Source organism: Pseudomonas sp. MYb327 (assembly GCF_040438925.1).
Classification (GTDB): Bacteria; Pseudomonadota; Gammaproteobacteria; order Pseudomonadales; family Pseudomonadaceae; genus Aquipseudomonas.
Window position 1 is genome coordinate 3161070 of sequence record NZ_CP159258.1, and the last position, 23448, is coordinate 3184517.

Below are 23448 nucleotides of genomic sequence, written 5' to 3' on the forward strand. Positions count from 1 at the left end.
TGCAGATAGACCACAAAACCTTGTAGGAGCGGGCTTGCCCGCGATGAGGCCTGACCAAGCGCTAGAGATTCAACGATCCGCCACCTTCAACGACTGGCTCCACCCTCCCCCCAGCGCCTTGTACAACGTCACCTGATTAATCTCCCGCGCCAACTCCAGCTGCGCCCACTTCTGCTGTGCATCAAACAGCGACCGCTGCGCATCCATGGTGGAAAAATAGCTGTCCAGCCCCGACTCGAAGCGCAGGCGGGACTGCCGGTACGCTTCCTGATAATCCCCTACCAGTTTTTTCTGGAACTCGACCTGCGTGAGCATTTCCTGCCGGGCATTCAGGGCATCGGCCGCCTCGCGAAAAGCATTCTGCACCGTGGCTTCATAGGCCGCTGCCTGCCCGTTGAAGCGGGCATGACTGGCATCCACCTGCGCCCGTCGCCTGCCACCGTCGATCAAGGGTAACGAGCCCGCCAGCGCCAGCGACCAGAACTCCGCCGGCCCTGTGAGCAACTCAGAGAATTCCCCGGTCAGACTGCCCAGCGCCGACGTCAGGGAAATCGTCGGGAAGTAGGCCGTGCGTGCCGCGCCGATATCCGCATTGGCGGCTCGCAACTGCGCCTCGGCGGACATGATGTCCGGCCGACGCTCAACCAACGCCGAAGGCAAACCCGCCGGTACATCGAGCGTCGCCAGCCGCTCACCCAACGCGCCGGTCGGCAGCAAACCCGCCGGCACCGGCTGCCCCACCAGGACCCGCAGCGCGTTCATGTTCTGCGCCACTTGCATGCGATAGGTGTTGACCTGCACCGCCGCCGTGTTGGTTTGCGCATCCGCCTGGTGGACGTCGATTCGCGCACTGGAACCGAGGTTATAACTCTTGCGCAACAGCTGCCCGTAGCGGTCCTGGGATTGGTAGGTGTTCTGCGCCAGGTCGAGCAAATGCTGGTTGGCCTTGAGACTCAACCACGTACTGGCGACTTCGCCGATCAGCGCCAGCCGCGCCGTTTGATAGTCCGCCTCGGACGCTTCGAACCGCGCCCCGGCGGCATTGCGCTGACTGCGAATCCGACCGAACAGATCCAGTTCGTAGGAGGTAAAGCCAGCCGTTGCCTGATAGGTGTTGGCGATGCTACCCGCCGTATCGCCGCCTCCGGGTGTGCGCACCAACGGCGGCAACTTGCTGCGGCCGGCGTAAGTGTCGATGCCGATCGTAGGAAAAAGCCCCGAACGCGCACTGTCGTAGCCGGCTCGCGCCTCTTCGACACTCGCCGCGAACTGACGCAGGCTGCGGTTGTTGACCAGGGCCATGTCGATCAGCTGGCGCAGTCGTTCATCGACCACAAAACCGCGCCAATCCTTATCGAATGCCTGCTTGCCGCTGCAACACTCGCCAGCGGTATTGGCTGGCCATTGCTGATCAATCGGTGCGTCTGGTTTCTCGTAGGTAGGTTCCAGCGAACAACCGCCGAGCAAAAACAATGTCATGAAACAGGAAGTGGGCAAGCAACGGTTCATGGCGCGCACCTAAAAACGTTGGCCGAGCAAAGCTCGCAAGGGAGAAAGAAGCACAGACCACAGACCCGACCGGCCGATGCTGATGTGCGGCACAGCCTGTTTACGTGAACGAGCGGTGACTGGCCGCCAGCGGGTTGGCGAAACATAGACCGGTGCCTTGACCGGTTTGGCGGCACGCGGCGCCAAACGTTTTTCGCCGAGCAACGAACGCTGCAGCAAGGTGCCGAACGCCTGTGCCGGCTCGGCCTTGCTGACCACGTTGATCGTGGCGTCACTGAACAGCCGCGCAATCAACTGCCGCCGCCGCCCTTCATCGAGATCGGCAAACCTCAAGCCCAATTGATCCTCACCGTGATTGCGCATGACTTCAACGTCGAGCCAACCCACCTTGTCGACCCACATCTGACCGCACAGCCCTGGCTTGATCGAGGACGCGAAGGCGCAGTTCAGCGAGGCGCCGCTGAGGGAAATATCCACCAGGCGCCCCGGCAGGACTTTGCCACCGAAGCGAAACCCGGTGGGTTTATCGAACGGAAAGCGCTCTTCGCCGTGTAACCGTGGGCGGTCGACGCAGGCGACCAGGGTTGCCAGGTTGTACACCAGCGCTACCACCGTCCAGCAGAGGTTGAACAGCATGTTGCCGTCGAACGAAGCCGCCGTGCTGATCGCGATGTAAGCGCCAAACTGCGACAGCAGCGTCAAGGCCAGGAAGAACCCGAACAGCTTCCAATGAACCATCGTCTTCGTTCGGTCGAGGCCCTTGGCGGTGACTTTGAACGGTCGGCCGAACGGGCGAATCATGGCGCTGGCGATGGTCGCCGTGACTGCCAGCGAGGCAACAATCTGCGTGACCTCGGTAAAAATCGGCAGCGTTCGCCGATCCGTCACCCACGTCCCGTAACCCCAGAATGCAATCAACGCCGGCATGCCGAACGCCAGGAAGTCCACCGGGTTGGCGTAGAAACCGGCAATGCCGAAGTACCAGTACAGCACCGGAGACACCAGCATCATCAAAATGAACGGCTTGGAAAACCAGTGCATCAGCCCATGGACATAGTGCAGCCGGTCATTGAGCGTGTAGCCGCTGCCGCGCAACGGCCCATCCTTGAGCAGCGCCACCTGGATTGTGCCCAGGCACCAGCGCCCGCGCTGATTGATGTATTCGGTCAAACCTTCGGCGGACAAACCGATGGACAGACGCTCGTTCAACCAGCGCGTGACGTAGCCTTTTTGCAGCAAACGGTAGGTCGTGTAGATGTCTTCGCAGACCGAGCCTGTAGGAAAACCGCCGACTTCAGTAATCAAATCGCGCCGCACCACGAAGGAAGTGCCGACACAAAACGCTGCATCCCAACCATCCTTCGCCGGTTGAAACACGTCGAAGAACACCCGCTGCTCATCCACCCAACAGGCCGACGTGCCGAGGTTGTGCTGAATCGGATCGGGGTTGTAGTAGAACTGCGGCGTTTGCACCAGGCCGACCTTGGGATCGTCGAACAGCCCCAGGGTGCGCAAGAGGATCGGTTGCTGCGGTGCAAAGTCGGCATCGAGCACCAGAATGTACGGCGCGTTGCTCAGGGCCGCCGACTGTTGCAGACCGTTATTGAGGTTGCCGGCCTTGGCGTGGGAATTGTCCGGACGCCGCGCATATTGCACGCCGACCTCGGCGCAGTAGTCGCGCAACCAGTCGCGCCGGGTATCGTCGAGCACCCAAATGGTGAAGTTCGGGTAGTCGATGGCCTGGGCGGCAATAATGGTTTTCTCGAGGATTTCGAGGCCTTCGTTGTAGGTCGCGATGAAGATGTCCACCGCCGGTACTGCTTTACCTTGCGCCCGTAAACGTCGTTCGCCGGCATCGGCCTCTTTGCGGTGATCCGTGCGACAAAGCATCACGACAATGGAAAACAGCGTGTAACCAATCGCCAACATCTCGAAGAACAAGAAGGTGTAGGCCCAGACCGTGGCAAAGCCGGAATGACCGTCGGGCAAAGTGTCGCGAATCCGCCAGGCCGCATAGTTAACCAGCAACAACGCGGTGACCGCACCGAAACCGACCCGTGCGGCCCATTGATCGCGGTGAGTCAGGCAGGTGAACAGAATCACCGCTGCCAGCGTCCAGAAATTGATTTGCAGCAGTTGCAGCGAGTCCAGTGCCAGCATGTCAGTCAGCCTCTTGCGAACCGGTAAAGGGATTGACGCCGGTGGCCGCAATCGCTGCCCACGCGGTGGCGCCCAAGTGAGGCAAGTGGTAATAGAAAAAATCGTTGGTGACCGAGTCCGGGCCTATGGCCAGCCCGGTACTGATACGCGGTGCCGGTGTGGCGAATAGCCAACCGTTACCGGCCTGCTGGGCCAACAGCACGCTCCACAGTGGCTGGGCCTTGTCGCTCAAGCCACTCAAGCGCGCCACGGCAGCGGCTTGGGCGGTGCCTTCGGTCCACAAGCCATCGGGGTCGCGGTTGAAGCCGTAACCTTCGCCGGCGCGGTGAGCGTGATCGATGAAGGCGAAAACCCGCCGCCAGTCCTTGGGTGGATCATGCAAGGCGATCAGGGGCCAGATCTGCGCATCGAGCCCCGAGCGTACGCGGTCTGAGGTCTGGCCATCGGCGCCCGTGCCGATCAGGAAGCGCCCTTCTCCCTCGTCCCATTGGCTCGAAACAAACTGCCGGGCAATTCGGGCCTGTGTTGCCGAGTCCTGATTCGGCGCCACCGCATCGAGTGCTGACCACGCTGCGGCGAGGTCGACATTGTGCTCGGTGGATTTCCAGTTCTGCTGAATCTGCTTGGCAAAGTACCCGTAGTAGCCCCCACTGAAACCGGCGGGCGATTGGCCGTCGTAGGTTTTTTTCTGCGACCAGTGCAGGACTTTTCGCGCGGCCTCCAGGTAAGACGCCTCACCGCTTTGGCGATACGCCTCCAGCAGCGCCAATGCCGCCCATGCCTGATTGCCGGTGGCGCTGCTGACTTGATAGGCGTCCTGATTCCAGGCGTTGCGCTCGACACTCCAGTAACCCGGCAATTTCATCGATGGCGCGCCAACGGCCCCGGCGGCATAGGCATTGCGCAGGCGTCCGTCCTGATACTCCGGATCGTGCAGCGTGGCGAAAGCCAATGCATCGGCAATCCGCCGCGCCGACTCAGCCTTACCGCACGCAAACAAGGCAATGCTGGCCAGTGCGTTGTCATAAGTGAACGCCACGCCGCGCAAGGCCAGGATCGGTGCCGGATGACCATCCAGCGGCGGATAACTGGCCACCAGCACCGGCCCCGCTGGCAGCGATGTCACGGCTTGATCCAGCGCGGCACAAGTCATCGCCGCCAGTTGCGGCCGCGCTTGAGCTGCCATGGCAGGCGCTCCATTGGCGATCAGCATCGCGCCCAATACCCCACGAAAAAACTTGTTCATGGCCGTGTCACCTCGGCGCTGGCCCACAATCCCGGGTTGCAGGTCATGGCTCGCTGGGCATCCGTCAGATCAGCGGCAAACGTGCCGACCACGTACACCGAGTTCTGCTCGGCATACGGGAATGGCACGCTATAAGTGTTGGCGCGAATGTCCGAGGTGCTGGAGAGCAATTGCACCACGCTAGCCCTGAGCGGCTGATCCAGGCCACGGATTTTCACCGTCAGCACGCTGTCGCGGTCGATCTTGCTGGCCATGCGCTCGGGGAATACCGCAATCACGTAGCTCTGCCCGCAATCGGTGGCGCGCAGCAAAGTCGAGCCGGCCTGCACCAGCGTGCCCTGAGGCGCAAGCAACTCCTGGACGGTTCCGGGGGAATAAGCCACGACGTCGTAGCCGGCCATCAACTTGACCCGGTTCTGCTCGGTTTCAATCAGTTGGTTGAGATTGTCGAGCTCCTGTTGATAGGTCGCCCGGTTGCGCGCCTGATTTTCCAGGCTGAGTTTCAGCGTGGTCATTTGCGCGCTGAGATCGAACATGCGCAGTTGATCGGGATCGAGGTAGACCTGTTTGTTCGCCGCACTGACGTCACCATCTGTGATCCGCAACTGCGAACGCACCGATTCGGCCGCGCCTTGCAACGAGGCCAATTGGGCTTTTGACGAAGCCACCACCGCGCCACTCACCGCCCCCTGTACAAACAACTCGAGATTGCGCTCGACGGTTTCCTGGGCATCGATCAATCGTGCACTGGCGGCACTGTTCTCGGCTTTCAGGGCTTTTTGGGTGAAGAGCTGGCGGGTGTGAAACGCGGCCTGGTATTGCTGACTGGTTTTCTCCAGCTCCTGGTAATAACGCTGATCGTGCTCGGCCTGGCTGGCCGAAGACGACAGCTGTTGCTCCAGGGTCAGGCGTCGGGTTTGCAGAGTCAGTAACGTTTCCTGGTTCGCCCGGGGGTTTTCCACCACGGCGATTTTCTGGCCCTGGGTGAAAGTTACGCCGGGCTTGACCTCCAGCGAACTCACCACACCATCAATCGGTGTGGTCAGCAGAATCACAGGGGCATTCAAAATCGCCCGGGTGGCAGAAGCGGACACCAGCGGCATGAGTAAGGTCGACAGTAACAACCAGATAATAAAACCGAGGACACCCAAACCCACCAGCCGGGGTAATAGTGATAATAACTTCGAGCGTTCTTCTGCCATGTTTCACTCTCCCTAAAGACCAGCCGCAAAACAGTCAGGCAATAGCGGGCCGTGACCGCGAGACACTTTTGGCAGGGTGAGAAAAACGAAACTGAAACGCTGCACGACAAACAAGCCGACGCAGTTTTATTAGGATTTATTGTGAGATGAGCAGGAATGAGATTCCTGTCTTGTTGGAGAGTTGCTATACAGCGCAGTAACGAGACTGGCTAAACCCGTGGCAGAGCGGGCGTCGTCATTGGCGACACTAGATTCCACGGATTGGAGTGTCAAGCCTCTGCATTGAACAATTAAATGACGTCAAATATGTACCGGTCTTTACATTGGATCCATTTCGAGAATGCACACTCAACTCGCCATCAACTACTTATTTTTTATGGAAGTTTTTATTTTTAATAATTAAATGAACTTTGTATCGGATTTTAGATAATTCTGAATTTCATTCTGCAAAGATTAAAAAAATATAAGTAGGTCTTCCCGAGCGACATTGCATTCATGATCCACAAACAAAAACGCCCCGACCAAAGTCGGGGCGTTTTCATGTGCGGCTAAGGCTTAGCGCGGGAATGCTGGCGGGTTAACACCAGCCATGTCTTCCATCACGCGAACCACCTGACAGCTGTAACCGAATTCGTTGTCGTACCAGACGTACAGAACAACGCGATTATCCTGGGTAATGGTCGCTTCAGCGTCCACAACACCTGCGTGGCGCGAGCCAACGAAGTCGGTGGAAACCACTTCCTGCGAATTGACGTAGTCGATTTGCTTATGCAGATCGGAGTGCATGGCCATCTGGCGCAGGTACTCGTTGATCTCTTCGCGGGTGGTAGCCTTTTCCAGGTTCAGGTTCAGGATGGCCATCGACACGTTCGGCGTAGGTACGCGAATCGCGTTGCCGGTCAGCTTGCCCTTCAACACTGGCAGTGCCTTGGCGGCTGCTGTGGCGGCACCGGTCTCGGTGATTACCATGTTCAGCGGCGCGGCGCGGCCACGACGGCTGCCCTTGTGGAAGTTGTCGATCAGGTTCTGGTCGTTGGTGAACGAGTGAACGGTTTCAACGTGACCGTTGACGATGCCGTACTTGTCATTCACGGCTTTCAGCACCGGCACGATGGCGTTGGTGGTGCAGGAAGCGGCCGAGATGATCTTGTCATCCGGGGTGATATCGCCATGGTTGATGCCGTGAACGATGTTCTTCAGCGCGCCCTTGCCAGGTGCAGTGAGGATCACGCGGGCAGCGCCCGGGCAGGCCAGGTGTTGGCCCAGACCGTCAGCGTCACGCCATACACCGGTGTTGTCGACGATCAGAGCGTTTTCGATGCCGTACTGGGTGTAATCGACTTCGGCCGGGCTCTTGGCGTAGATAACCTGGATCAGGTTGCCGTTGGCAGTGATGGTGTTGTTGTCTTCGTCGATGGTGATGGTGCCGTCGAACGGACCATGAACCGAGTCACGACGCAGCAGGCTGGCACGTTTGACCAGATCGTTCTCGGCGCCCTTGCGGACAACGATGGCGCGCAGACGCAGGCCGTCGCCACCACCGGTTTTCTCGATCAGGATGCGTGCCAGCAGACGGCCGATACGACCGAAACCGTACAGGACAACGTCGGTGCCTTTGCGGGCGGAAGCGTTCTGTTGACCAACTACGTCGGCCATTTCATCACGGACGAACTGCTCGGCAGTACGGCCATTGGCTTCAGCCTTGAATTTGGAGGCCAGCTTGCCCAGGTCTACCGAAGCGGCGCCGAGCTTGAGCTCGCTCATCGCTTTGAGCAGCGGGAATGTTTCGTGGACGGACAGCTCGCTGTCGTCGGACTGACGGTGACGAGCAAAGCGGTGAGCTTTGAGAATCGCAATGACTGAACGATTGATCAGGCTGCGGCCATAGATCGAGCTCACCACGTTGTTATTGCGGTAGAGCTGACCGATAAGCGGAATCATCGCTTCTGCGAGTGCTTCACGGTCGATCCATTCACCAAGACACTGGTCGGGCTTCTGAGTCACGGGAACCTTCCACATGTAGGGGCAGAAAAAAGGGGCTACATTATGCCGCCGAGTGACTCGTGTAGCAATGCGCGCTTGTCGCTCTTCCCGTAACAAAATCCCGATCAAAAAAATCACGCCCCTCTGAAGCCCAGTAAAACCGGGGCCTCCAGCGTCGTCAATTTTTTGGGGACAGCGCAACCTTGTCCGTAACCATCCGTAACACTGGTTGTTTTTGCCACTACATATTCGCGAATTATCAGTAAAAAACAGCGCGATTTTGTCTTTACCACTACATTTCGCCTTACCCGCGTAATAGACACATCTGCAACTGACAGCCGGCACCCGAGGCCGCTACAATTACCGACTTTGTCGCAACGCTTGGAGCTCAACCTTCCGTGCCCGTTCTGCGTCTACCGCTACTCCCTGCCGCGGCAGGTAAACAGCACTGGGGCAACCTGCCCGGTGCCGCCCTGAGCCTGGCCATTGCCGAGGCCGCCAGCGCTGCCAAGCGCTTTACCTTGCTGCTGACCGCCGACAGCCAAAGTGCCGAACGGCTGGAACAGGAGCTGAGTTTCTTCGCCCCGGATTTGCCCGTGCTGCATTTCCCCGACTGGGAAACCTTGCCCTACGACCTGTTCTCGCCGCACCAGGACATCATTTCCCAGCGCATCTCGGCTCTTTATAGATTGCCGGAGCTGAGTCATGGCGTGTTGGTGGTGCCGATCACCACAGCCCTGCACCGACTCGCGCCGACCAAATTTCTGCTCGGCAGCAGCCTGGTCCTGGATGTCGGCCAGAAACTCGACGTCGAACAAATGCGCACCCGCCTCGAAGCCACCGGTTATCGCTACGTCGATACCGTTTATGAGCATGGCGAATTCACCGTGCGCGGCTCGCTGATCGATCTGTTCCCGATGGGCAGCAAACTGCCTTACCGGATCGACCTGTTCGACGACGAAATCGAAACCCTGCGCACCTTTGACCCGGAGAACCAGCGTTCCATCGACAAGGTCGACTCGGTCAAGCTGCTGCCGGCCAAGGAATTCCCACTGCAGAAAGAGGCGGTCACCCGCTTCAAGGCGCGGTTCCGCGAGCGTTTCGACGTCGACTTCCGACGTTGTCCGATCTTTCAGGATTTGAGCAGCGGGATTACCCCGGCCGGTATCGAGTACTACTTGCCGTTGTTCTTCGAAGAGACGTCGACGCTGTTCGATTACCTGCCTCAGGACACGCAAGTGTTCTCATTGCCAGGCATCGAACAGGCAGCGGAAAACTTCTGGAACGACGTGCGCAATCGCTATGAAGAGCGGCGTGTCGATCCGGCCCGTCCTTTATTACCGCCCGCCGAACTGTTCCTGCCGGTTGAAGACTGCTTTGCCCGCCTGAAAAACTGGCCGCGCGTGGTAGCGAGTCAACAGGACGTGGAAAGCGGCGCCGGCCGCGAACGCTTCCCCGCGCGGGAACTGCCGAACCTGGCGATCGAAGCCAAGGCCACCCAGCCATTGGCGGCGCTGGCCGGTTTCCTCGACGAATTCCCCGGTCGCGTGCTGTTTACCGCCGAGTCTGCTGGCCGACGCGAAGTGCTGCTGGAGCTGCTGGAACGTTTGAAGCTGCGACCGAAGACCGTCGACAGCTGGCCCGACTTTGTTGCCGGCAAAGAGCGCCTGGCAATCACCATTGCGCCGCTGGATGAAGGTCTGGTGCTGGACGATCCGGCCCTGGCGCTGGTTGCCGAAAGCCCATTGTTCGGCCAGCGCGTAATGCAACGCCGTCGCCGCGAGAAACGCGCCGACGCCAACAACGACGCTGTCATCAAGAACCTCACCGAGCTGCGCGAAGGCGCGCCGGTGGTGCATATCGACCACGGTGTCGGCCGCTACCTCGGTCTCGCAACGCTGGAAATCGACAGCCAGGCCGCCGAATTCCTCGCGCTGGAATATGCCGAGGGCGCCAAGCTCTACGTGCCGGTGGCCAACTTGCATTTGATTGCCCGCTACACCGGCAGCGACGATGCCCTCGCCCCGTTGCACCGCCTCGGTTCCGAGACCTGGCAGAAAGCCAAGCGCAAAGCCGCCGAACAGGTGCGCGACGTGGCGGCTGAATTGCTCGACATCTATGCGCGTCGCGCCGCTCGAGAAGGTTATGCCTTCGCCGACCCGAAAGCCGATTACGCCACCTTCAGCGCCGGTTTCCCGTTCGAAGAAACACCCGACCAGCAAACCACCATCGAAGCGGTGCGCGAAGACATGCTCGCGCCAAAACCGATGGACCGACTGGTGTGCGGCGACGTTGGCTTCGGCAAGACCGAAGTGGCCATGCGCGCGGCGTTCATTGCGGTGCATGGCGGTCGCCAAGTGGCCATCCTGGTGCCAACCACCCTGCTCGCCCAGCAGCACTACAACAGCTTCCGCGACCGTTTCGCCGACTGGCCGGTGACCGTGGAAGTGATGAGCCGCTTCAAGTCGGCCAAGGAAGTGAACGCTGCGGTCGCCGATCTGGCCGAAGGCAAGATCGACATCGTCATCGGCACGCACAAGCTGCTGCAGGACGACGTGAAGATCAAAAACCTGGGTCTGGTAATCATTGATGAAGAGCACCGCTTCGGTGTCCGTCAGAAGGAACAGCTCAAGGCCCTGCGCAGCGAAGTCGACATCCTGACCCTGACCGCCACGCCGATTCCGCGCACGCTGAACATGGCCGTGTCGGGCATGCGCGACCTGTCGATCATCGCCACTCCACCGGCCCGACGCCTGTCGGTCCGCACGTTTGTCATGGAGCAGAACAAGAGCACGGTCAAAGAAGCGTTGCTCCGCGAGCTCCTGCGTGGCGGCCAGGTCTACTACCTGCACAACGACGTGAAGACCATCGAGAAATGTGCGGCCGACCTCGCCGAACTGGTGCCGGAAGCGCGGATCGGCATCGGCCACGGGCAGATGCGCGAACGTGAACTCGAACAGGTGATGAGCGACTTCTACCACAAGCGCTTCAACGTGCTGATCGCCTCGACCATCATCGAGACCGGCATCGACGTGCCGAGCGCCAACACCATCATCATCGAGCGCGCCGACAAGTTCGGCCTCGCTCAATTGCACCAGTTGCGCGGCCGCGTTGGACGCAGTCACCACCAGGCGTACGCCTATTTGTTAACGCCGCCGCGCCAGCAAATCACCCCGGACGCCGAGAAGCGCCTGGAAGCGATCGCTAACACCCAGGACCTCGGTGCGGGCTTCGTGCTCGCCACCAACGACCTGGAAATCCGTGGTGCCGGCGAACTGCTCGGCGACGGTCAGAGCGGGCAGATCCAGGCCGTTGGTTTCACGCTGTACATGGAAATGCTCGAACGCGCGGTGAAGTCGATCCGCAAGGGCGAACAACCGAACCTCGATCAGCCGCTGGGCGGTGGTCCGGAAGTCAACCTGCGCGTACCGGCGTTGATTCCCGAAGACTATCTGCCGGACGTACACGCACGTCTGATTCTCTACAAGCGCATCGCCTCGGCCACCGATGAGGAAGGCTTGAAGGATCTGCAAGTGGAGATGATCGACCGCTTCGGCCTGTTGCCGGAGCCGACCAAGAATCTGATGCGCATCACTGCGCTGAAATTGCAGGCGGAGTTGCTGGGCATCAAAAAAGTCGATGGCGGCCCGCAGGGTGGTCGAATCGAGTTCGCCGCACAGACGCCGGTCGACCCGCTGACGCTGATCAAGCTGATCCAGAGCCAGCCAAAACGCTACAAATTCGAAGGGGCCACGATGTTTAAGTTTCAGGTTCCGATGGAGCGCCCGGAAGAGCGCTTTAATACTGTAGAGGCGCTGTTCGAGCACCTCATTCCGAAAACTGCTTGAAGGACGCCGCATGCGCCTGTTCCGCTCACTGACCTTGTTGATGACCTTGGTCGCCCCTTCGGTTTTTGCCGATGATCTGTATCAGATTGAAATGATCCTGGTGCGGCAAAATGCCGTACCGGCGATTGTCAGCCGTGCCGCGCCGGAAGACTGGGCCGCTGGCGCGCAAGTCGTCAGCCCCGACAGCCTGCGTACGCCGAGCCTCAATGGCGAAGTGGAAAAGCTGACCGCCAGCAACGACTACACCGTGTTGCTGCATAAAGCCTGGCAGCAAAACCTTGGCGAGGAAGCCACCAAAGTCGCGATCAGTGACGGCAAGGAACAATTTGGCCAATTCCCCATCGAGGGCACGCTGAGCATGAAACTCGGGCGTTTCACCGACGTCGATGCCGACTTCTGGGTCAACCAGTTCAACAACGATGGGCTGGTGACCGCCAGCGAACGCCTGAAAACCGAAAGCCACACCAAAAACGGACAGCTGAATTTCCTCGACGCTGGCCATCTCGGCCTGCTGATCAAGATCACTTCGCTGACCGCCCCGGCACCCCGAGCAGCTCCCGAAGAAATTCCGGACTGATTGAGTCCTTATGTCAGCGACCCTGAGCAAACCCCTGGCACCATCCTGGGTCAGCCGATTCAAAGAACAGAGCCTGGAGCGGGGCCGTCGCTACGCTCTGGAAAACCGCGTCAGGATTGTCGAGGTAGGCGACGCAACGATAACCGCGGCGTGCGAGGGCTCGGGCGGTAATGTTTACCGTCAGACCATTCGCCTGCGCGAATCGGCCAAAGGCACTTTGCTGATGATCGACGCCACCTGCTCTTGCCCGGTTCATAGCAATTGCAAACATTGCGCGGCGGTATTGCTCCAGGTGCAGGAAACCCTCGACTACCCCGCTGCCGCCAAAGATGCAGAGCTGCTGGAAAAACTCCAGGCGGTACTGGAAAACCGTCATCCAAAAGCACCGCCACAAGTGCTGGTAGATAACGTGCAACCGGTACCGCGCCTGTGGCTGGCGAGTATCGAGTTCAGCGCTTTTGAACCGCGCAACGGCAGGATGCAGCGCTATATCCAGCACCGCGCGGCGCTGTCCTTCAGCTATCTGGATGAGTACGTTTCCGGGCAGAAAAATGCCGATATCCTGATTCGTCAGGAGACACAGACGCTGCGGATAAAACGTCACCCGGAAGTAGAACAGTCCTACAGGGAACGGCTGCGAATTCTCGGATTCAAAATCGCCACCCGCCAAAGCAAGGCTTTGCCGGAAAGCGCCGGCGAACTGTTTGAAATGGTCAACGACAGCGCGTGGCTGACTTTCACTCTCAACGAACTGCCGAAGTTGCGCACCCAGGGCTGGGAGCTCCAAATCAACGAAGATTTCGGCTTCGACCTGACTGCCGTGGACGACTGGTACGCCACGGTTGAACAGGCACCCGAGCGCGACTGGTTCGACCTGGAACTCGGCATCATCGTCAACGGCGAGCGACTGAGTTTGCTGCCGATCCTGTTGAACCTGATGCGCTCCCACACCGAAATCCTCAACCCGGAACGCCTCGCCCGGCGGCGCGACGACGAGTTGATCCTGGTGAACATTCCCAACCGACCGAACTCCGAGTACGGCCCCTTGCAAGTGGCCTTGCCCTTCGGCCGCTTGAAACCGGTACTGGCAACTCTCGGCGAGTTCTACCTGCAAGAACCGGGCGAAACAACGCTGCGCCTGAGCAAGGCTGATGCCACGCGCCTGAACCCGCTGGAAGACCTGCCATTACTGTGGGAGGGTGGCGAACAGATCCGCACGTTTGCCCAACGCCTGCGGGACATCAGGGACTACACCGCCACGGTGCCGGAAGGCTTGAACGCGACGCTGCGCCCTTATCAGCTGGAAGGCCTGAGCTGGATGCAGTCATTGCGACAGCTGGAGGTCGGCGGAATCCTCGCGGATGACATGGGCCTGGGAAAAACCCTACAAACGCTGGCGCACGTTCTTACCGAAAAAAACGCCGGACGCCTGGATCGCCCGTGCATGGTGGTAATGCCCACCAGTTTGATCCCCAACTGGCTGGACGAAGCAGCACACTTCACGCCACAGCTCAAAGTGCTGGCACTTTATGGCGCGAGTCGCAAAAAGCACTTTGACAATCTGGCCGCTTACGACCTGATCCTGACCACCTACGCGTTATTACCTAAAGACGTCGAACGCCTGGCGGCGCAGCCATTGCACCTATTGGTGCTGGATGAAGCGCAGTACATCAAGAACCCGAACAGCAAGGCCGCCCAGGCTGCTCGCGAGCTGAATGCGCGTCAGCGCCTGTGCCTGAGCGGTACGCCACTGGAGAACCACCTGGGCGAACTGTGGTCGCTGTTTCACTTTTTGCTACCCGGCTGGCTCGGCGATGTAAAAAGCTTCAACCGCGACTACCGCGTGCCGATTGAAAAGCGCACCAGCGAAGTCAGACTTCAGCACCTCAATGGTCGGATCAAACCCTTCCTGCTACGTCGCACCAAGGAACAGGTGGCCACCGAGTTGCCACCGAAAACCGAGATCATCCATTGGGTCGAGCTCAACGAGGCCCAGCGCGACGTGTACGAAACCATGCGCCTAGCCATGGACAAGAAAGTCCGCGACGAGATCACCCGCAAAGGCGTGGCACGCAGTCAGATCATCATTCTTGAGGCGCTGCTGAAATTGCGCCAAGTGTGCTGCGATTTGCGACTGGTCAACGACGCCCCCCCACCCGCTCGCGGCAGCACGTCGGGCAAGCTCGACAGCTTGATGGAAATGCTCGAAGAACTGTTCGAAGAAGGCCGGCGGATTCTGCTGTTCTCGCAGTTCACGTCGATGCTGGCGTTGATCGAGGTCGAACTGAAAAAGCGCGGTGTTGAATATGCCTTGCTGACTGGACAAACCCGAGACCGTCGCTCGCCGGTGAAAGACTTTCAAAGCGGCAAGCGTCAGATTTTTCTGATCAGCTTGAAGGCTGGCGGCGTAGGTTTGAACTTGACGGAAGCAGACACCGTGATCCATTACGATCCATGGTGGAACCCGGCGACGGAAAATCAGGCAACCGACCGCGCTTATCGCATCGGTCAGGAGAAGCCGGTGTTCGTGTACAAACTGATTGCGCGCGGCACCGTGGAAGAGAAGATTCAGCACCTGCAAAAGGAAAAATCCGACCTTGCGGCGGGCGTGCTGGATGGGCGTCAGGCTGGGGACTGGAAGTTGCAGAATGATGATATCGAGGCGTTGTTTGCGCCGTTGCCAGCGAAAATCGATAAGTAGTGACGGCAATTAAATCGTTATCGCTGGCAAGCCAGCTCCTACAGGTTAAACGCAATTTTCTGTAGGAGTTGGCTTGAAGCGATACAGTCACTACGGTCTATCGACGGTCAACTCAATACTCGCGCCAACGTCGACTTCACCTTGCCCATCCCGTCATGCAAGGCCTGCTCGATCTCGGCCATGGTAATCACCGCCGTCGACTTGCCCGCTGCCGGGTTCACCACCAACGCCAGACAGGCGTAATCCAGTTCCAGCTCACGAGCCAGTGCCGCTTCCGGCATGCCGGTCATGCCGACGATGTCACAACCGTCACGTTCCAGTCGGGCGATTTCAGCGACCGTTTCCAGCCGTGGGCCCTGGGTGCAGGCATACACACCATGACTGCTGTAACCAACGCCTTCAGCCGCCAGCGCCGCGATCAATTGCTGACGCAGCGGCTCGCTGTACGGGTAGCTGAAATCGATGTGCGTAACCTGCTCCAGATCTTCGGCAAAATAGGTGTGCTCACGCCCGCTGGTGTAGTCGATCAATTGATGCGGCACGCAAAAATGCCCGGTCCCCATCGCCGAATGAATCCCACCCACCGCGTTGACCGCGAGAATCGCCTCGGCGCCGGCCTGCTTCAACGCCCACAGATTGGCTCGATAGTTGACCTGATGCGGCGGGAAACGATGGGGATGGCCGTGGCGGGCCAGGAACAACACTTCCTTGCCGGCGTATTCGCCGATTTGAACTTCGGCCGAAGGCGCACCATAAGGGGTGTCGACCGCCAATGACTGACGAATGCTCAGGCCTTCGAGCTGAGTCAGGCCGGTGCCACCGATAATCGCGTAAACCGTCATATCGAACAGTCCTTAATCAATCAATTGAGCTTCTTTGAGCGCTCCGACGGCTGCGAGCCAGCGCGGGTCTTGACGGTATTCAGAGTTCGCAAAAGACTGGCCGCGCATGCGCGCGATGCGCTCGGAAGGCTTGACCTTCAGACGCTGGGCAGCACTCAGTGCCAGTTCGGCAGCGCCGCGATCATTGCACACCAGGCCCATGTCGCATCCGGCGGTAAGCGCGGCTTCAATGCGGCTTGCGGCATCGCCAACTACGTGGGCGCCGGCCATGGACAGGTCGTCACTGAAAATCACACCGTCGAATTGCAACTCGCCGCGCAGGATGTCCTGCAACCAGCGACGGGAAAAACCGGCGGGCTGCGAATCGACTTGCGGGTAAATAACGTGAGCCGGCATGATCGCAGCGAGCTGCTTGCTCAATTTGGCGAACGGCACCAGATCGTTGGCGCGGATCTCTTCGAGGCTGCGCTCATCGTTGGGGATTGCGACGTGGGAATCTGCTTCAGCCCAGCCGTGACCGGGGAAATGCTTGCCGGTGGCAGCCATGCCAGCCAGGTTCATACCACGGATGAACGCGCCTGCGAGCACGGCTGCGCGTTCCGGATCACCCTCGAACGAACGGGTACCGACCACTGCGCTGCGTTGGTAATCGAGATCCAGCACCGGGGCGAAGCTCAGATCCAGACCAACGGCCAACACTTCGGTGGCCATGATCCAGCCACACTGCTCAGCCAGATACTCGGCATTGTGGTTGTCGGCAATGGCACGCATGGCGGGCAATCGCACGAAGCCCTGACGCAGACGCTGCACGCGCCCGCCCTCCTGGTCCACCGCTAGCAGCAAATCAGGACGAATGGCGCGAATCGAAGCGCTCAATTCGCGCACCTGACGCGGGTGTTCGATGTTGCGGGCAAAAATGATCAGACCGCCCACTTCGGGTTGACGCAGCAATTGGCGATCTTCAGCCGTCAGCCAGGTACCGGCGACGTCCACCATCAACGAGCCTTGCAGGCCAGCAGTCATAGGGATTCCTTGATAACGATAAATCCGGCTCGCGCCGATACACCGCCATGGGCGATGCCCGGCAGGTCGGCGATATAAATAAGGAGCGGATTAAAAACGAGAGTCGACATGGGCGGCTAGCTTAGCGGATGTCAGCTGCCGCGCCCACCTGTGTGCGGTTAAACCTTGGCGGCAACCGGTGACGACTTGCTACGCGGACGCAACTGCGCGGCAGCCATGGCCGTGTCAGTGACGCCGGATTCGGCACGCATGCCGGCAGCCAGGAATGGCACCATCAACCGCATGACTTGCTCGATCGAGGTATTCACCCCGAAGTCGGTTTCGGCGATTGCGCGCAAGGCCTTGATGCCGGACATGCTGAACGCCGCCGCACCCAGCATGAAGTGCACGCGCCAGAACAGTTCGATCGGCGGGATACGCGGCGCGGCTTCGTTGACCAGCATCATGTAGCGGCGGAACACCTTGCCGTACATATCTTCCAGATATCGACGCAAATGCCCTTGGCTCTGACTGAAGGCCAGACCCAGCAATCGCATGAAGATAGATAGATCGTTGCCACTACGCGGCTGAACCACCAACGCTTGCTCAACGAGAATTTCCAGCAGCTCTTCGAGCGTCGCCTTGTTCTCCGGCTTGGACTGTCGGCGCTCCAGCTCTTTATCGAGGCTGCTGCAAAACGGTCCGAGAAAGCGCGAAAAGACCGCCTGAATCAGGGCCTTTTTCGATCCGAAGTGATAATTCACCGCTGCCAGGTTGACACCGGCCTTGCTGGTGATCAGACGCAACGAGGTTTCGGCGAAACCTTTTTCCGCGAACAACTGCTCGGCAGCATCGAGAATGCGTTCAACGGTTTCCGACTGGGCCATGACTACTCCGCCTGACAAACACTTGTTTGAAACATACGTTTCAGCCTGTGTCTTGTCAAGTCTGGCAGTTCGTTTTGGGAATGGTCGGTCAGCCATTTAACCACACAACCGCAAAGCTTCAATCAGCAGGCGGGTCGACCGTCTGGCGGCGGGGAAAAAAGGGGCATTGCCAAGACCGTTTCACTGTATATAATCCCAGTCACTGTATAAAAAGACAGAGCGATCAATATGCTAAAGCTGACGCCACGCCAAGCCGAGATTCTGGCCTTCATCAAACGCTGCCTGGAAGACAACGGCTACCCGCCGACCCGCGCGGAAATCGCTCAGGAACTGGGTTTCAAATCACCCAATGCGGCAGAAGAGCATCTTAAGGCACTGGCCCGCAAGGGTGCGATCGAGATGACCCCCGGCGCTTCACGCGGCATTCGCATTCCCGGTTTTGAAGCCAAGGCTGATGACTCCAGCCTGCCGATCATTGGCCGTGTTGCCGCTGGCGCTCCGATCCTCGCACAACAGCATGTCGAAGAGTCCTGCAAGATCAACCCTGCGTTCTTTCACCCTCGTGCCGATTATCTGCTGCGTGTCCATGGTATGAGCATGAAGGACGTGGGGATTTTCGACGGCGACCTGTTAGCCGTCCACACCACCCGTGAAGCCCGCAATGGCCAGATCGTGGTCGCTCGGATTGGCGATGAAGTGACCGTCAAACGCTTTAAGCGCGACGGCAGCAAAGTCTGGCTGATTGCCGAAAACCCTGAGTTTGCCCCTATCGAAGTGAACCTTAAAGATCAGGAACTGGTGATCGAAGGCTTGAGTGTCGGCGTCATTCGCCGCTAAAGGAGGCTTTATGCAGTTCCCACATACATCACAGCAAGCTCAACTGCAGCTGTTCGAGGCGTTCATGGCCCAGCCATTGGCGCCGGTCCTGAAGGACGTGATCGAGTCGCCCTGGAGCGCCGAACCCGAGGTCTTCAGTGAATTGTCTCTGCGTGGTGCAGCCGGGAACTGCCTGAACCTTCTGGCACCGATCCTCCGGGAATTAAGTCAGGATCAGGATGCGCGCTGGCTGACACTGATTGCCCCGCCAGCCAGCCTGACCCAGGCTTGGTTACGGGACGCCGGCCTCAACCGAGAACGCATTCTGCTACTGCAACCGCGCGGTACCCAGAGCGCCCAGCAGCTGACCTGCGAAGCCCTTCGTCTTGGTCGCAGCCACACGGTCGTCAGCTGGCTTAACCCGTTGAATACAAACTCTCGCCAACAGTTAATCAGCGCAGCCCGAACCGGGGACGCACAAAGCCTGAATATTAGACTGGGTTAACTGACAAACACTGCGCGCATTGATCTGTGCAGGGCTTCTCTAAGGAGAGAGAAGCCGATATATAGCTGATCTGAAATAACCGACGGGCGGGATCAATGAAGGACCCGCGCGCCCTCGTCTTTCTCGAATTCGCCTTCAACCATGCGCCCTGCCATCTGTACGCCGACGCTCAACATCGCCTTGGCGACTTCCACGTGCTGGCCTTGCAGAAACGCTTTGGCGTCCTCGGAGAAATCCAAAGTAACCAGAGAACCCTCGTCCTCAGCTCTGCGCAGCTCGATACGGCCGTCTGGTAACTCGACAATTTCTAGAAAGGACGTTGGCATAAAGGTGTGTTCTCCACGAAAGGCAGGGATTATATAGGCATCGGCCAGGCTTCGCTCGGGATCTTGACCAGATGCCGTCGCGAAGAAACATCTGTTAGCAATCATCCCTGAACGGATAGCCATTGAAGCTACCCGTCATCCGCTCATTCCTTCAGCACTCGTTCAAGCCTTCGCGAAAACGGAGCGCCAGACTTTTAAGGTTCTGACGCCAGCTCTCCAGCTCCTCACGACTCAATTCCTGAGGCGCCTCTTCTTCATCCAGGTTTACCGCCAGGATCAACGGCTGGGTCACATCGCCTTTTGGCTTACGCGGCGCCCGTGGCGGTTGAAACAACGCCGCATGGGCCGACAACAGCTTGGCCAGCCAGGTTTCCGGGTTGTTAGCCAGTTCCACCATCTCGGCCATTTCAGGAATGGCGATGGACTCCAGCACCTCGCGGGTCAACAGCAGCTCCGCGCGAGGTGCATTGGCCTGAGGCAGGCGATAGAAACCGGCGATTTCGTGGCACAGCCCCAGCAGCGCTCCGTACAGGTGAAACAACGTCGATTCGCGTCCAGCCTGAATCAGCGCCAGGGAATTCATCGCCCGCCCCTCTTCTGCCTTGGCGAGCGCTTCCAGCGAGAGGCCGGCGAAATAAATCTTCTGATTAGTACGGGTATAGAGTTCGTGGGCCATGACGGCAGTCTCCACAACGAAATAATTACTTAACGCAGGTCGCACAGTGTCGTGGATCACCCAAGCTGACCGCAAGCCCAAAACAAAAAGGCCGCATGAAAACCCGAGGGTTGTCATGCGGCCTTTTCAGTACCGCAACGCTTTACGCCTTCGCGGCTGGTCGCTTGTCCTCAACTTTCCACTTACCGCCGTCGTAGAACGCCTTCCAGCCAGTAGGCTTACCGTCGACTTCTGTCTGTACGTATTGCTCTTTGGTTTTGCGGCTGTAGCGGATCACTGCTGGCAGACCGTCCGGATCTTTCTTCGGTGCTTCGCAGAGGAAGTGATACTTCGGATCGATCTCATCCTTGTGCGGCACGATTTCCAAGACCAACGGAGCGCGAGTCTCACGGTTTTTCGGGAACTGGCTGGCCGCCAGGAACAGGCCTGATGCACCGTCGCGCAGGATATAGGTGTCGTTGACCTTTTCGCACTTCAGCTCAGGCATCTTCACCGGATCCATCTTCGGCGGCGCCGCGTCACCGCTTTTCAGCAGCTTGCGAGTGTTCTTGCACGTCGGATTGGTACAACCGAAGAACTTGCCGAAACGGCCGGTCTTGAGCTGCATCTCGCTGCCGCACTTATCGCACTCTAGACTCGGACCTTCGTAGCCCTTGATGCGGTAGGTACCTTCTTCAATCTCATAGCCGTCGCAGTCCGGGTTGTTACCGCAGATGTGCAGCTTGCGCTTCTCATCCAGCAGGTAAGCGTCCATCGCCGTGCTGCAGATTGGGCAGCGATGCTTGCCGCGCAGTACCAGCGACTCCGACTCACCCTCGTCGTCCGCCGCGATCTCATCGCCCGGCACCAGGTTGACGGTGGCCTTGCAGCGTTCTTTCGGTGGCAGACTGTAGCCCGAGCAACCGAGGAACACGCCGGTCGACGCGGTACGAATCTGCATCGGACGACCGCAAGTGGTGCACGGAATATCGGTCATCACCGGTTGGTTGGCACGCATGCCGTTTTCCGGGCTTTCGGCCACTTCGAGTTTTTTCTTGAAGTCGCCGTAGAACTCGTCGAGTACGTTTTTCCAGTCGCGTTCGCCCTGGGCCACGTCATCGAGGTGCTCTTCCATGCCGGCGGTGAAGCCATAGTCCATCAAGTTGGAGAAGCTTTCCGCCAGACGCTCGGTAACGATGTCGCCCATCTTTTCCGAATAGAAACGACGGTTGTGCAGCGCTACGTAACCGCGGTCCTGGATGGTCGAAATGATCGCAGCGTAGGTCGAAGGACGACCGATGCCGCGTTTTTCCATTTCTTTTACCAGGCTAGCTTCCGAGTAACGTGCTGGTGGCTTGGTGAAGTGCTGGGTCGGATCAAGCTTGATCAGCTTCATCACGTCGCACTGGGCCATATCCGGCAATACATCATCATCGCCCGGCTTGGCAATTTGCGGCATGACGCGGGTGTAACCGTCGAACTTCAGGATGCGGCCCTTGGCGCGCAGCTCGAAATCGCCGGCACCAACGGTGACGGTGGTCGACAAGTATTGCGCCGGCAGCATCTGGCAAGCGAGGAACTGGCGCCAAATCAGCTCGTAGAGGCGCTCAGCGTCGCGCTCCATGCCCGACAGCTTGCTTGGCTCGGTGTTGGCGTCGGACGGACGAATCGCTTCGTGAGCCTCTTGTGCGCCTTCCTTGCTGCTGTAGACATTCGGGGTTTCCGGCAGGTACTTCTTGCCGAACTCGCCTTCAATATAAGTACGCGCCATCGCCACGGCATCGGCCGAGAGGTTGGTGGAGTCGGTACGCATGTAAGTGATGTAGCCGGCTTCGTAAAGACGCTGGGCCATCATCATGGTTTTCTTCACACCAAAGCCCAGACGGTTGCTCGCGGCCTGCTGCAGTGTGGAAGTAATGAACGGCGCCGACGGCTTGCTGCTGGTCGGTTTGTCTTCGCGCTTGACGATGCTGTAGCTGGAAGCCTTGAGCTTCTCCAGCGCGGCCATGGCCTGAGCTTCGTTCAGTGGCTTGAAGGCTTCGCCTTTTTCGCGCGCCACATCGAAACGAACGGTTGCGCCCTTGGCAGTGCCGAGGTCGGCGTGGACTTCCCAGTATTCTTCCGGGATGAACGCACGTATTTCGCGCTCACGCTCAACCACCAGCTTCACGGCTACCGATTGCACACGACCAGCGGACAGACCGCGAGCGATCTTGGCCCAAAGCAGCGGCGAAACCATGTAACCCACCACGCGGTCGAGGAAACGACGCGCCTGCTGGGCGTTGACACGATCGATGTCCAGCTCGCCCGGCTTGGAGAAGGCTTCCTGAATCGCCTTCTTGGTGATTTCGTTGAACACCACGCGCTTGTAGCGGGTGTCGTCACCACCGATGGCTTCGCGCAGGTGCCAGGCAATGGCTTCCCCCTCGCGGTCCAAGTCGGTTGCGAGATAGATGGTGTCAGCATCTTTGGCGAGCCGGCGCAGCTCTTCGATGACCTTTTCCTTGCCCGGAAGGATCTCGTACTTGGCTTTCCAGCCATGATCGGGATCGACACCCATGCGAGCGACCAGCTGCTTGCGCGCCTTTTCTTTCGGCGACAGGGCCGGCGCTTCACCCGCAGCGGCCTTGCCGCGCTTGGCGGCTGGCTCTTTGCTGGCGCTAGCCGAACCGCTGGTGGGCAGGTCTCGGATATGGCCGATACTCGACTTCACCACGTATTCGTTGCCCAAATACTTGTTGATGGTCTTGGCCTTAGCCGGGGATTCCACAATGACCAGCGATTTGCCCATGGATCAGAAAATTCCTGAATTCTAGAAGTGAAAGGCGGTTGGCGCCTGACGCGGCACCGCTATATATAGTGGCTACAAGGTGAGGTCAAGCGCAGGGTACTGCGCGCACTCAGCTTATGGCTTGGAAAAAACACTCGGTTCAGCTTGCACCAAAGCAAAGCGTGGCACCTGCTCGCCGTCAACTTCAACCGACTCCAGGAACATGCTCAAGGGACGTACCCAAAAGCCGTAATCGCCATACAGGGCTTGGTAGAAGACCACTTCTTCTTCTGTTTCCGAATGCCGCGCAACACTGAATACACGGTACTGCGGACCTTTGTAATGTTGGTAGAGCCCAGGTTGTATCGGCATGCTTCGGCCCTCACTCAAATTTTTTCAAAATAAAAATAAAAATAAAT

17 protein-coding genes are annotated in these 23448 nt (G+C 58.8%); 5 read left to right on the forward strand and 12 right to left on the reverse strand.

Features of this window, described 5'->3' with window-relative positions:
- Nucleotides 1–69: 69 nt before the first annotated feature.
- From ABVN21_RS14255 to ABVN21_RS14275, 5 genes are all read right to left on the reverse strand, one after another.
- The gene (locus ABVN21_RS14255; protein WP_339561662.1) at nucleotides 70–1509 is read right to left on the reverse strand and encodes an efflux transporter outer membrane subunit; all 1440 of its coding nucleotides are present in this window, start codon (nucleotides 1507–1509) and stop codon (nucleotides 70–72) included.
- Nucleotides 1510–1518: 9 nt separating this feature from the next.
- A complete protein-coding gene (locus ABVN21_RS14260) occupies nucleotides 1519–3669 on the reverse strand; it encodes a glycosyltransferase family 2 protein (RefSeq protein WP_339553209.1) in 2151 nt (716 codons plus the stop codon).
- Nucleotide 3670: 1 nt separating this feature from the next.
- Nucleotides 3671–4915: a hypothetical protein gene (locus tag ABVN21_RS14265; RefSeq protein ID WP_339553208.1), complete on the reverse strand. Its 1245-nt coding sequence runs from the start codon at nucleotides 4913–4915 to the stop codon at nucleotides 3671–3673.
- Nucleotides 4912–6117 carry an HlyD family efflux transporter periplasmic adaptor subunit gene (locus tag ABVN21_RS14270; RefSeq protein WP_339553207.1) on the reverse strand — a complete coding sequence of 402 codons (1206 nt, stop codon included), beginning with the start codon at nucleotides 6115–6117 and terminating at the stop codon, nucleotides 4912–4914. The genes ABVN21_RS14265 and ABVN21_RS14270 overlap by 4 nt, the downstream gene beginning before the upstream one ends.
- A 555-nt stretch (nucleotides 6118–6672) precedes the next feature.
- Complete coding sequence (locus tag ABVN21_RS14275; RefSeq protein WP_339553206.1) at nucleotides 6673–8136, reverse strand: glyceraldehyde-3-phosphate dehydrogenase; 1464 nt, start codon at nucleotides 8134–8136, stop codon at nucleotides 6673–6675.
- A gap of 362 nt (nucleotides 8137–8498) precedes the next feature.
- Between ABVN21_RS14275 and mfd the strand changes: the two genes are divergently transcribed.
- The 3 genes from mfd to ABVN21_RS14290 are packed head-to-tail and all read left to right on the forward strand — an operon-like array spanning nucleotide 8499 to nucleotide 15226.
- Nucleotides 8499–11948, forward strand: a complete 3450-nt coding sequence (gene mfd / locus ABVN21_RS14280) for a transcription-repair coupling factor (RefSeq protein ID WP_339553205.1) — start codon at nucleotides 8499–8501, stop codon at nucleotides 11946–11948.
- A gap of 10 nt (nucleotides 11949–11958) precedes the next feature.
- On the forward strand, nucleotides 11959–12525 hold the full coding sequence (locus ABVN21_RS14285; RefSeq protein ID WP_339553204.1) for a CsiV family protein: 567 nt from the start codon (nucleotides 11959–11961) through the stop codon (nucleotides 12523–12525).
- A 10-nt stretch (nucleotides 12526–12535) separates the two neighbouring features.
- A complete protein-coding gene (locus tag ABVN21_RS14290) occupies nucleotides 12536–15226 on the forward strand; it encodes a DEAD/DEAH box helicase (RefSeq protein ID WP_339553203.1) in 2691 nt (896 codons plus the stop codon).
- 107 nt (nucleotides 15227–15333) lie between these two features.
- On the opposite strand, the gene ABVN21_RS14295 is transcribed toward ABVN21_RS14290, so the two are convergent.
- The 3 genes from ABVN21_RS14295 to ABVN21_RS14305 form a co-directional block, all read right to left on the reverse strand.
- Nucleotides 15334–16068 (reverse strand): S-methyl-5'-thioinosine phosphorylase, encoded by a 735-nt coding sequence (locus ABVN21_RS14295; RefSeq protein ID WP_339553202.1) that lies wholly within the window; start codon nucleotides 16066–16068, stop codon nucleotides 15334–15336.
- 12 nt (nucleotides 16069–16080) lie between these two features.
- On the reverse strand, nucleotides 16081–17091 hold the full coding sequence (gene nagZ / locus ABVN21_RS14300) for a beta-N-acetylhexosaminidase (protein WP_339553201.1): 1011 nt from the start codon (nucleotides 17089–17091) through the stop codon (nucleotides 16081–16083).
- A gap of 158 nt (nucleotides 17092–17249) precedes the next feature.
- Complete coding sequence (locus ABVN21_RS14305; protein WP_339553200.1) at nucleotides 17250–17957, reverse strand: TetR family transcriptional regulator; 708 nt, start codon at nucleotides 17955–17957, stop codon at nucleotides 17250–17252.
- A 228-nt stretch (nucleotides 17958–18185) separates the two neighbouring features.
- Between ABVN21_RS14305 and lexA the strand changes: the two genes are divergently transcribed.
- Together lexA and sulA are read left to right on the forward strand one after the other, a co-directional pair.
- Nucleotides 18186–18794: a transcriptional repressor LexA gene (gene lexA, locus ABVN21_RS14310; RefSeq protein WP_339553199.1), complete on the forward strand. Its 609-nt coding sequence runs from the start codon at nucleotides 18186–18188 to the stop codon at nucleotides 18792–18794.
- 10 nt (nucleotides 18795–18804) lie between these two features.
- Nucleotides 18805–19278, forward strand: coding sequence for an SOS-induced cell division inhibitor SulA (sulA, locus tag ABVN21_RS14315; protein ID WP_339553198.1), 474 nt, complete (start codon nucleotides 18805–18807; stop codon nucleotides 19276–19278).
- Between the two features lie 92 nt (nucleotides 19279–19370).
- Here the strand turns inward: sulA and ABVN21_RS14320 are convergent, their stop codons facing one another.
- The 4 genes from ABVN21_RS14320 to ABVN21_RS14335 all read right to left on the reverse strand — a co-directional run bounded on the left by ABVN21_RS14320 (nucleotide 19371) and on the right by ABVN21_RS14335 (nucleotide 23401).
- Nucleotides 19371–19604 (reverse strand): hypothetical protein, encoded by a 234-nt coding sequence (locus ABVN21_RS14320; RefSeq protein ID WP_150771590.1) that lies wholly within the window; start codon nucleotides 19602–19604, stop codon nucleotides 19371–19373.
- 151 nt (nucleotides 19605–19755) lie between these two features.
- A complete protein-coding gene (locus ABVN21_RS14325; protein WP_339553197.1) occupies nucleotides 19756–20280 on the reverse strand; it encodes a DUF6586 family protein in 525 nt (174 codons plus the stop codon).
- Between the two features lie 142 nt (nucleotides 20281–20422).
- Nucleotides 20423–23050 (reverse strand): type I DNA topoisomerase, encoded by a 2628-nt coding sequence (topA, locus tag ABVN21_RS14330; protein ID WP_339553196.1) that lies wholly within the window; start codon nucleotides 23048–23050, stop codon nucleotides 20423–20425.
- A 114-nt stretch (nucleotides 23051–23164) separates the two neighbouring features.
- Nucleotides 23165–23401 (reverse strand): DUF1653 domain-containing protein, encoded by a 237-nt coding sequence (locus ABVN21_RS14335; protein WP_034147901.1) that lies wholly within the window; start codon nucleotides 23399–23401, stop codon nucleotides 23165–23167.
- Between the last annotated feature and the right edge of the window lie 47 nt (nucleotides 23402–23448).

Coding starts and splice junctions, on each gene's coding strand:
- ABVN21_RS14255 (WP_339561662.1), bottom strand. CDS start 1,509: ATGAACCGTTGCTTGCCCACTTCCTGTTTCATGACATTGTTTTTGCTC.
- ABVN21_RS14260 (WP_339553209.1), bottom strand. CDS start 3,669: ATGCTGGCACTGGACTCGCTGCAACTGCTGCAAATCAATTTCTGGACG.
- ABVN21_RS14265 (WP_339553208.1), bottom strand. CDS start 4,915: ATGAACAAGTTTTTTCGTGGGGTATTGGGCGCGATGCTGATCGCCAAT.
- ABVN21_RS14270 (WP_339553207.1), bottom strand. CDS start 6,117: ATGGCAGAAGAACGCTCGAAGTTATTATCACTATTACCCCGGCTGGTG.
- ABVN21_RS14275 (WP_339553206.1), bottom strand. CDS start 8,136: ATGTGGAAGGTTCCCGTGACTCAGAAGCCCGACCAGTGTCTTGGTGAA.
- ABVN21_RS14285 (WP_339553204.1), top strand. CDS start 11,959: ATGCGCCTGTTCCGCTCACTGACCTTGTTGATGACCTTGGTCGCCCCT.
- ABVN21_RS14290 (WP_339553203.1), top strand. CDS start 12,536: ATGTCAGCGACCCTGAGCAAACCCCTGGCACCATCCTGGGTCAGCCGA.
- ABVN21_RS14295 (WP_339553202.1), bottom strand. CDS start 16,068: ATGACGGTTTACGCGATTATCGGTGGCACCGGCCTGACTCAGCTCGAA.
- nagZ (WP_339553201.1), bottom strand. CDS start 17,091: ATGACTGCTGGCCTGCAAGGCTCGTTGATGGTGGACGTCGCCGGTACC.
- ABVN21_RS14305 (WP_339553200.1), bottom strand. CDS start 17,957: ATGGCCCAGTCGGAAACCGTTGAACGCATTCTCGATGCTGCCGAGCAG.
- lexA (WP_339553199.1), top strand. CDS start 18,186: ATGCTAAAGCTGACGCCACGCCAAGCCGAGATTCTGGCCTTCATCAAA.
- sulA (WP_339553198.1), top strand. CDS start 18,805: ATGCAGTTCCCACATACATCACAGCAAGCTCAACTGCAGCTGTTCGAG.
- ABVN21_RS14320 (WP_150771590.1), bottom strand. CDS start 19,604: ATGCCAACGTCCTTTCTAGAAATTGTCGAGTTACCAGACGGCCGTATC.
- ABVN21_RS14325 (WP_339553197.1), bottom strand. CDS start 20,280: ATGGCCCACGAACTCTATACCCGTACTAATCAGAAGATTTATTTCGCC.
- topA (WP_339553196.1), bottom strand. CDS start 23,050: ATGGGCAAATCGCTGGTCATTGTGGAATCCCCGGCTAAGGCCAAGACC.
- ABVN21_RS14335 (WP_034147901.1), bottom strand. CDS start 23,401: ATGCCGATACAACCTGGGCTCTACCAACATTACAAAGGTCCGCAGTAC.